Annotated in this window: 3 protein-coding genes and 1 pseudogene; all 4 read left to right on the plus strand. The window is 49.4% G+C overall.

Annotated elements, in window-relative coordinates; genetic code table 11:
* Positions 1–297, plus strand: a pseudogene (locus VIM87_RS23880) (sodium transporter); the annotation flags it as partial.
* 171 nt (positions 298–468) lie between these two features.
* The gene (locus tag VIM87_RS23885) at positions 469–3,459 is read left to right on the plus strand and encodes a TonB-dependent receptor (protein WP_331999443.1); all 2,991 of its coding nucleotides are present in this window, start codon (positions 469–471) and stop codon (positions 3,457–3,459) included.
* A 19-nt stretch (positions 3,460–3,478) separates the two neighbouring features.
* The gene (locus tag VIM87_RS23890) at positions 3,479–5,185 is read left to right on the plus strand and encodes a RagB/SusD family nutrient uptake outer membrane protein (protein WP_331999444.1); all 1,707 of its coding nucleotides are present in this window, start codon (positions 3,479–3,481) and stop codon (positions 5,183–5,185) included.
* A 23-nt stretch (positions 5,186–5,208) separates the two neighbouring features.
* Positions 5,209–6,831, plus strand: a complete 1,623-nt coding sequence (locus VIM87_RS23895; RefSeq protein WP_331999445.1) for a polysaccharide lyase — start codon at positions 5,209–5,211, stop codon at positions 6,829–6,831.
* Positions 6,832–6,917: the final 86 nt, after the last annotated feature.

Raw genomic sequence — 6,917 nt, forward strand, 5'->3', positions numbered from 1 at the left:
AACCAGGGCATTACCATTGCCATTATTGTGTGCATCTTATTTACCGCGTATGCTTTTCTTACTTCCACGGCCATTGGTTTAGGTGATCATAAAACGCTGCTGCTGGACCTGGGTAAATACAATTTCACCCATCATAAATTAATGCTGGGCGTATACAGCCATTTAATTGTAATAGGGGTGGGTTATGTGGCCAGCCTGTTCTTTCCCAAACCCAATATTGATAAAAGCCTGCTATACAGTGGCTGGAAAGAGATCAGGCGCGCCGGAAAGCAGGAACAAATTGGAATAGAAATATAAAGGAAATAGCCGCCTATGCGGCATATAGCCCTGTAACGGAAATCACGTCATGTAACCTATGCAACCACAGCTTATGATCTATTTGCCATACTGGGAGCTTTTCTGGGTGCTGCTCAAAAAAACAGCTGTCAGTGTATTTATGCTTAACCATTCTAAAACAAATACTGCGTTATGAAAAATAAAACCACGTTAGTATACTTATTCATTCTTTTGCTGCTGGGCAGTTACACGCGTGTAATGGCCCAGCAAAGAACGGTGACCGGTAAGATCATTGACCAGGTTACCAAACAGCCGCTGCCCGGCGCCACAGTAAATATAAAAGGCACCACGCAGGGCGCTGCCGCCAATGCCAGCGGCGTATTCTCCATCTCCGTGCCGGGCGATAATGCGGTGCTGCTGGTAACCTACATCGGTTACGGCACACAGGAGATCACGGTTGGTAAACAAACAGAGCTGAACATTGCATTAAGCAATGCCATCTCCAACGTAAATGAGATAGTGGTGATCGGTTACGGGCAGGTGAAAAAACGCGACCTTACCGGCGCCGTTGTATCCATCAAGGGTGATGAAACGGTGAAGGTGCCCGCCTCCAATGCCATCGAAGCACTGCAGGGTAAAATTCCCGGTGCAGATATTTACCGCGACAATGGTTATGCCGGTGGCCAGTCGAATATACGCATACGGGGCACCCGCTCTATCGGTAACCCTGCCAGCTCAAACAATGTGCTATACATTGTAGATGGGGTGCAGGGCGTAAGCATGTCGGATATTGACCCGAACGACATACAATCGGTAGATGTGCTGAAAGACGCTTCCTCCACCGCCATCTACGGCTCGCGCGGCGCCAACGGCGTTATTATCATTACTACCAAAAGAGGCGCCACCGGTAAGCCCAAGCTAACCTTCAGCAGCTATGCCGGCGTTTCAGATGTATCCAAGTATGGACGCATGCAAAGCGGACCTGAGTATGTAGCGTTTAAGCGCGAAGCTTACCGCGCTGTGGGCACCTGGAACAGCGTTGCGGATGATCCGCTGATCTTTAACCAGAAAGAGCTGAACGCTATCCGGAACCAGCAGTATATTAATTATCCTGATCTGATCCTGCACCATGGTACCCAGCAGAACTACCAGGTAGGCGTGTCGGGCGGTACGGATAAAACAAAGATCTATTTCTCCGCCGGATACTATCGTGAAAAGGGCATTTTAGCGGGCGATGATTATAAACGTTATACCGCACGTTTTAACCTGGATCAAACCATTAACAGCTGGTTAAAGGTGGGTATCAGCAGCCAGTATGCGAATATCAATAATAATATACGCCGCGATCCTTTCAATGCCGCATCCAAAGCCATTCCCCTGGGCCTGCCTTATGATTCGGCCGGTAATGTGATCATGTACACGGTAGACCGTTTGCAGGTAAATCCGCTGATCGATGAGCAGCCCGGCTCCTGGGCCGCCAATACAAAAACCAACCGTTTTTCAGGCGCAGCATATGCTGATATAACGCCGCTGAAAGGCCTGGATATCCGCTCCACTTTTTCTACCACGCAATGGAGCTCCGTAGCCGGGCAGTTCTATGGAAAGAATTCCATTAACGGCAACGGCGCCAATTCACAGGCTTCTGTTACCAATACGCAAAGCAATTTTATAAGCTGGGAAAACATCATCACCTATAACAAAGAAATACAGGATCACTCCTTTACCGTTACAGGCGTAACCAGCTATATACAGAACATTGGCACCGGCAGCTATGCGCTTGCAAAGAACCAAACCTTTCCCTCACAGCTCTGGTACAACCTGGCCGGCGCTACGCAGTCGCCCGGTTATGGCAGCAACTACAACAAGTATGCATTACTATCATTTACCGGCCGCATTAACTATAGCTACCAGGGCAAGTACCTGTTAACGCTTACCGGCCGTAGTGATGGGTCTTCCAAGCTGGGCCCCGGTAACAAGTGGGCTTTCTTCCCCTCCGTAGCCGGTGCATGGCGTGTGAGCGACGAGAACTTTATGAAAAAGCAGCACCTGTTCAACGAGCTGAAATTAAGGGTGGGTTATGGTATTTCCGGCAACGACGTAATTGCGCCTTACGCTACGCAAAATACTTTAACGCAGATCAAGTTCTCTTACGACGATACCAACCTGGCCCCCGCCTATACCATCAATCCCAGCATTGGTAACAGCGATCTGAAATGGGAGCTGACGGCCACCACCAATATAGGTATTGACTTTAGCTTGTTGAAAGACCGTATCAGCGGTACGGTTGACTACTATGATGCACGCACCTATAACCTGATCTTCCCCTACACTATGCCCAGCAGTACAGGGGTATCCACCATCAGCCGTAACATAGGTAAAACCAGCAACCGGGGTGTGGAAGTAAGCTTAACCACCAATAATATTGTGAGCCGCAGCTTCCGCTGGACCTCCACCATCTCTTATGCACACAATAAAGAAAAGATCACAGAGCTGCCCAACGGCAATGTAATTGATAACGACTATCGCAAATCATTGATCCTTGGACAGTCGCCCACCATTTTTTACGACTACAAAAAGCTGGGCATCTGGCAAACCAGTGAAGCTGCGCAGGCCGACCAGTATGGCGCATTACCCGGCGATATTAAGATAGCCGATCTTTCAGGGCCGGATGGTAAACCGGATGGGAAGATCACAGCTGCCGACCGTACCATTATAGGCACCCGCGTACCCAAGTGGACCGGTGGTTTTAATAACAATTTCACCTACGGGGATTTTGATCTTAATATCTTATTCATTGCCCGTGTAGGCCAGTGGATGAGCTCTGACTATTATGCCAAATATGTGCGTAATGGTTCGCAGAACGGATCGGCAGTGGATTACTGGACACCGGAAAATCCCACCAACGCTTACCCGCGTCCGAACGCCACCCGCAGCTCATCAAACATCACCACTTTAACAGAGTATGAGAACTCTTATGTGAAGCTGCGCAACATTACGCTGGGTTACAATGTGCCCAGATCATTCATCAGCAGGGCAAAGATCGAGAATGTAAGGATCTATGTATCCGGCAAAAACCTGTGGTTCTATTCCAGTAACAACAAAGACTTTGATCCGGAAAGTGAAGGGATTATTGACCAGCCTTTGAGCAAATTGTTCGTGGCCGGTTTGAATGTTACATTTTAATTATTAAAACCTGAAGAAAATGATGAAGCTGCATATAAACAAGATGGTACTGCTGTTAATGGCAGTCTGCACTATCACAGCCTGCACTAAAAAGCTGGATGAATATAACCCGGGTGGCGCTACGGTAGAAAGCCTGTTCAATACCCCGGAAGGTTTTGAAGCCGCCGTTACTGCCACGTATACCTATAACCGCAGCCTGTTCGGTAAAGAAGAAGGTTACGCATTGCTGGAAGCCGGCACCGATATATGGACCAATGCTGCGTTTAATGGCAATACGGGCATTAATGGCATTTTTCCCAATACGCCGCTTACCACTTACCAGGGATTGATCTCCGATAACCTGTGGGTAAATACCAACCTGTGGGTGCCCTGTTATGCGGCCATTAACCTGTGTAATACCGGCTTAAAGCATATCAATGACGCCGGTTTGGCTGACACCCGTAAACCGGTGCTGGAAGGGGAGCTGCGCTGTATGCGGGCCTGGTATTATTACCTGCTGACAGAAGCATTTGGCCCGGTGAATTTCACGCTGGAGCCTACAGAAGGGATGCTCACCACCGCCAACCGCACCCCGGTTGAAAAAATATATGAGCAGATCTTTGCCGACCTGCAGTTTGCAATAGATCACCTGCCATCCACCGCAGCGGATTACGGCCGTGCCACCAAACCGGTAGCAGAAGCATTAATGGCCCGTGTAAACCTTACCAGGGGCAATAACCAGGCAGCCAGTAATTATGCCAACAGCGTAATTAAAAATTACAAATTCTCACTGCTGCCCAATTATGCCGATCTGTGGAAGATGGAGAATGAAAAGAATGCAGAAGTGGTATGGGGTCTTAACTACTCCAAGAACCTGGAGGTGAATGCCGGCAGCAATGTGGGACATAGCATGTTTGTAATGAATTACATAGACCAGCCGGGCATGCAGCCGGATGTACCCAATGAAGTAGCCAATGTACGCTGGATGCCTACACAGTTCCTGCTGGATCTTTTTGACGAAACATCCGACGCCCGTTTCAGCGCCTCTTTCAAACAAGCGTGGATAGCCAACAACAGCAAAACACTGCCTAAGTGGACCGCTGCCGATGCCGCGCAGAACCCGGCCCTGGCCCCGCTGGCAGGCCAGAATAAGTTTGAGGTAGGCGATACCGCCGTATTTGTAAGCAAATACCCGGTTGATAATTTTCAGCAGAAATACAGTACCCGTTACCGTTATACCACCTACGACCGGGATGATGTGTATGATACAAATGGCAAACCTAAGGACCGCTTCCACTACATTACCCTGCAAAAGTTTGCAGACCCTACCCGTGGATCAGCTACAGAGCCGCAAAGTTCCCGTGATGCATTTTTAATACGTTTGGCTGAAATGTACCTGGTAGTGGCTGAAGCGCAAATGAAGCTGGGCAAGCCCGATTCTGCAGCCCTGTACATCAATAACCTGCGCAAACGGGCCATTATTCCGGGAAAGGAAGCGGCTATGACAGTGCAGCCGGCTGCCATTAATATTGATTTTATATTGGATGAGCGTGCACGCGAGCTTGCCGGCGAGCAGCTGCGCTGGTTTGACCTGAAACGTACCGGCAAGCTGTTAGAGCGTGTAGGAGCGCATAACCCCGATGCCGCTGCTTACATAAAACCCTTTCACATGCTGCGCCCCATACCACAGGCCCAGCTGGATGCGGTTACCAATAAAAGCGAGTTTACACAGAATGATGGTTATTAAAGCACAAACAATATTTGCCTGATATGAAGAAGCTGTTATTTCAACTACTTACTGTAAGCTGTATGAGCGGGATGGCCTGCACGGCATACGCACAGTACCCGGTGATCCCTAAATCCATGGAAGATTCTGCCGATGCGGTAATGGCGCAATTCAAAAAACAATCGGACATAGCTTTTGCCAAAGCAATGCCGGTTATTGAAGCAGAAGAAAAAAAGGGAAGGCCCTACATACCCTGGGCGCAAAAGCCGGAAGACCTGCCACAGGCTAAGATCCCGGCCTTCCCTGGTGCAGAAGGTGGCGGCGCCTATACTTTTGGCGGCCGTGGCGGTAAGGTATGCGTAGTTACCAGCCTGGCAGATAGCGGCCCCGGAACTTTGCGGGATGCCTGCGAGCAGGGCGGGGCCCGCATAGTGGTATTTAATGTAGCCGGTATTATTCATTTGAAAAGTCCTATCAGTATACGTGCGCCGTACATCACCATTGCAGGGCAAACCGCGCCCGGCGATGGGGTGTGCGTGGCCGGTGAATCCGTTTGGATCGATACGCATGATGTAGTGATCCGTTACATGCGCTTTCGCCGTGGCGCCACCGACGTCACCCGCCGTGATGATGCGCTGGGCGGCAATGGTGTGGGCAATATTATGATAGACCATGTATCTGCCAGCTGGGGGCTGGATGAAAATATGTCCATGTACCGGCATGTGTATGATAAAGGCGATGGCTCCAAACCGGAGAAGCTGCCCACAGTGAATATTACCATCCAGAACTCCATTTTTTCAGAAGCGCTGGACGTATATAACCATGCCTTTGGCAGCACCATTGGCGGCTTAAACAGTACCTTTATGCGCAACATGTGGTGCAGCAACATTAGCCGCAACCCTTCCATAGGCATGTATGGCGACTTTGGTTTTGTGAACAACGTAGTGTTTAACTGGTGGAACCGCAGCGCAGATGGCGGCGATCATCGTTCCAGATTTAATTTCATAAATAATTACTTTAAACCCGGCCCTATAACGCCGCTGGATAAACCGATCGGCCACCGCATTTTGAAGCCGGAAGGCAACCGGGATAAAACAGACGCCAACCATTACGGCCAGGCCTATGTAGCCGGTAATATTATGGAAGGAAATGCCGCTGTGACCAATGATAACTGGGCCGGTGGTGTGCAGATCGGGGAAATGCCGGATGCCGGTGAGTTTACAAAAGCCATCCGGGTAAATGAGCCTTTCCCTATCGCTAAATTCCCTGTTATGACGGCAAAGGAAGCTTATGCTTATGTGCCGGAACATGCCGGTGCTACCTTACCTAAAAGGGATGCGGTAGATAAACGTATTGCCGAACAGGTAAGAACAGGTAAGATCTTATATACCGGTGGCGGGCCCAACACTGCCAATAAATTTATTAAACGCCGTCTGCCGGCCGATTCTTACAAGCAGGGCATCATAACGCATCCCGGCCAGGTAGGCGGTTATCCGGTATATAAAGGCACGCCGTACACAGATGCAGATAATGATGGTATGCCGGACAGCTGGGAAACACAGCATCACCTGAACCCGAAAGATGCGAAGGATGCGGTAGCGGACCGTGACCAGGATGGTTATACCAATATTGAGGAGTTCCTGAACAGCGTGGTAACCGGTAAATAAATAGCGATTCCGGCGGTTACAGGTAACCAATTGTTTCAATGATCATGATAGTATGTTTATACTATCATGATCTGTTTTACACCGTT

Source organism: Chitinophaga sp. (genome assembly GCF_036569125.1).
Lineage (GTDB): Bacteria > Bacteroidota > Bacteroidia > Chitinophagales > Chitinophagaceae > Chitinophaga.

Bases quoted from the DNA above. Each gene is read 5' to 3' on its own strand.
- VIM87_RS23885 (WP_331999443.1), top strand. From the start codon at position 469: ATGAAAAATAAAACCACGTTAGTATACTTATTCATTCTTTTGCTGCTG.
- VIM87_RS23890 (WP_331999444.1), top strand. From the start codon at position 3,479: ATGATGAAGCTGCATATAAACAAGATGGTACTGCTGTTAATGGCAGTC.
- VIM87_RS23895 (WP_331999445.1), top strand. From the start codon at position 5,209: ATGAAGAAGCTGTTATTTCAACTACTTACTGTAAGCTGTATGAGCGGG.